The organism is Peribacillus sp. NPDC058002 (genome assembly GCF_042886655.1).
In the GTDB taxonomy this organism is placed as follows: Bacteria; Bacillota; Bacilli; order Bacillales; family DSM-1321; genus Peribacillus; species Peribacillus aracenensis.
Genome location: NZ_JBHVQU010000345.1, coordinates 1 through 3,061, shown reverse-complemented (window position 1 = coordinate 3,061; position 3,061 = coordinate 1). Strand labels below are relative to the sequence as shown.

The 3,061-nt window shown below is 37.3% G+C and carries 3 protein-coding genes; all 3 read left to right on the top strand.

What is annotated here, in order from left to right; all coding sequences use genetic code 11:
- The first annotated feature begins 284 nt into the window (after window positions 1–284).
- Entirely contained in the window at window positions 285–1,253 is a 969-nt protein-coding gene (locus tag ACFVSH_RS24765; RefSeq protein ID WP_387708399.1) for a ring-cleaving dioxygenase, read from the top strand.
- 18 nt (window positions 1,254–1,271) lie between these two features.
- The gene (locus ACFVSH_RS24760; protein WP_387708397.1) at window positions 1,272–2,249 is read left to right on the top strand and encodes a ring-cleaving dioxygenase; all 978 of its coding nucleotides are present in this window, start codon (window positions 1,272–1,274) and stop codon (window positions 2,247–2,249) included.
- Between the two features lie 224 nt (window positions 2,250–2,473).
- Window positions 2,474–3,061, top strand: a 588-nt coding sequence (wrbA, locus tag ACFVSH_RS24755; protein WP_387708395.1) for an NAD(P)H:quinone oxidoreductase, incomplete at its 3' end; no start/stop codon positions are given.

Here is a 3,061-nt window from a genome sequence, read left to right as displayed (position 1 = left end):
GGTCAATATGCTTTAGATTCATTTTTATTCTAAAATACAAATACCTCAAATTAAAGATTATTTAAATTTAAAATAAAATATTCGACATGTGTTAGCCATTTTAAATGGGCAAATTAAGTTAGCTAGGTTAACTGGAACAAACGATCCATTAATATCACCATTGAAATCAGTTGAAATGCAATCTTTATTAGATTCATTGGGAAAATAGGGAACATCAATTGTCCATTGAGAGGTTGAAACCGCAGCTGAGTGGTATACAAATATTGTGACAGGAGTGAAATGAGATGGAACTCTTAGGACTACATCATGTATCGATATTAACAGGAAAAGCGGAAAAAAATTATGAATTTTATACAAAAATTTTAGGAATGAGATTGGTAAAGAAAACGGTTAACCAAGATAATACAGAATCCTATCACCTATTCTATGCTGACGCGGAAGGAACCCCAGGAACTGAAGTTACGTTCTTTGACATTCCTCATCTTGGACAAACATACAGGGGAACTTCAGATATTTCTACCGTATCACTAAGGGTTAGAAAGTCAGATTCATTGTTATTTTGGAAAGAACGTTTTAAACAATTTGGGGTTGAACATGATGATATTCAAAAAAGAGCAAATCGTGAAACATTGGCTTTCAGAGATTTCGAGGGGACCCGCTTAATACTGGTAGCCGATAACGATGAAAAAGGTGTGAGAGCGGGTATTCCTTGGAAAAAGGATGACATTCCAATGGAACACGCCATTATTGGTTTAGGACCTGTTACCCTTACAGTCGCAATTGCAGAACCAACAATCGGTGTTTTAACAGAAGTTATGGGATTTCGATTTACCGGTTCTTATCCTTCACTTGAAGGGGATTATCCAGATATATTGATTTATGCAACGGGTGAAGGCGGCAGCGGTACGGAAGTTCATATTGAAACAAGACCAGATTTGCCAAGAGTCCGCTTAGGTCGTGGAGGTGTTCACCATGTTGCCTTCCGCGTTCCGAATGAGGAAGAATATGATCAATGGGCAGAGCGTTTGAAAGAATACAGCTTATCGAATTCAGGGAAAGTGGAACGGTATTACTTCAAGGCATTATATTTCAGGGAACCCAATGGTATATTATTTGAATTATCAACGGATACACCAGGATTTGCGACAGATGAACCAATGGAAACAATGGGGGAAAAACTATCACTTCCACCATTTTTGGAGCCAAATCGCAAAGAGATCGAAGAAAAATTGCGACCTTTAATCTTAAATTAAATCTTGGAGGAATATATAATGAACGGTCTAAAAGGAATACACCATGTAACAGCTATTACAAGTAGTGCAGAAAAGAACTATGAATTTTTCACTTTTGTTTTAGGTATGCGTTTAGTTAAAAAAACGGTAAATCAAGATGATATTCAAACCTATCATTTATTCTTTGCAGATGATAAAGGCAGCGCAGGCACAGACATGACTTTCTTTGATTTCCCCGGCATTCCTAAAGGCATACATGGTACAAATGAGATTTCAAAAACATCTTTCCGTGTACCGAGTGATGAATCATTAAACTATTGGGTAAAACGTTTTGATCGTTTAGAAGTCAAACATACTGGCATCAAAGAGCAATTTGGCAAGAAAACCCTCTCTTTCATTGATTTTGATGATCAGCAATATCAATTGATTTCAGATGAATTCAACAAAGGGGTGGAATCTGGAACACCATGGCAAAAAGGTCCAATTCCACTGGAATATGCAATTACTGGTTTAGGACCGATTTTTGTCCGTATTGCGGACTTTGATTACTTTATAGAAATGATGGAAAAAGTCCTATTATTTAAAGAAACAGATAAAGAAGGGCCATTTCATTTATTTGAAGTGGGGGAAGGCGGGAATGGTGCCTCGGTCATTGTAGAATATAATGCCATTCTTCCTGAAGCCCGGCAAGGTTTTGGTACGGTTCACCATGCGGCATTACGTGTAGAGGATCGCTCTGTATTAGAAGAGTGGATTGAACGGATGAATGGTTTTGGGTTCCATACATCCGGTTATGTAAACCGTCACTTTTTTGAGTCATTATACGCAAGAGTTGCACCGCAAATTTTATTTGAGTTTGCTACAGATGGTCCTGGTTTCATGGGAGATGAACCTTATGAAACCCTTGGTGAAAAATTATCTTTACCTCCATTCTTAGAGCCTAAACGTACAGAAATAGAAAAATTAGTTCGTCCAATTGAAACAGTGAGAAGTACAAAGGAATTCATCAAAGAATAAAAGGGAAAATATTAACCGAAACAGATATTTACGAAGAAAAGTGGAAAACTATTTAAGGTAAGAATCCATTTTGAAAAAAGGATTAATCAAAATGGATTTTATCTAGCAAATAATATTTATGCCTATGCTGAGGGATACTATAGAAGATATCTGCATTTAAAAAGAAGGTGTAATTTATGGGATTTTTAAATAAATTATTTGGTAAATCAAAGGAGATGGAAAATATGTCAAACGTTAAATTAGCAGTGGTATTTTACAGTATGGGTGGAACGAATTATCAATTAGCAAAATGGGCTGAAGAAGGAGCAAAAGAAGCAGGTGCTGAAGTGAAAGTATTAAAAGTACAAGAATTAGCTCCTGAATCTGTTATACAAGGAAATGAAGTATGGAAAGCAACTGTCGAAGCAACAAAAGACGTTCCAGTCGCAACATCAGCTGACCTTGAATGGGCAGATGCTATTATCTTCAGTGTCCCAACACGTTTTGGGAATATGCCATCACAAATGAAACAATTCCTCGATATCCAAGGTGGGCTTTGGGCAAGCGGTAAGACAGTGAATAAAGTAGTGAGTGCGATGACTTCTGCACAAAACCCACATGGCGGTCAAGAAGCTACATTGTTATCCTTATACACTTCTATGATGCACTGGGGTGCTATCATTGCTACTCCTGGTTATTCGGATCCGGTACTATTTGGTGCAGGCGGAAATCCATATGGAACAAGTGTAACAGTCGGACAAGATGGTAAGATGATTGAGGATGTTAAAGATGCTGTAAAACATCAAGCTAAACGTACAGTTACAGTTGCGGAA

Excerpts from the sequence above, each read along its gene's own strand:
- ACFVSH_RS24765 (WP_387708399.1), top strand. The coding sequence starts at position 285 with ATGGAACTCTTAGGACTACATCATGTATCGATATTAACAGGAAAAGCG.
- ACFVSH_RS24760 (WP_387708397.1), top strand. The coding sequence starts at position 1,272 with ATGAACGGTCTAAAAGGAATACACCATGTAACAGCTATTACAAGTAGT.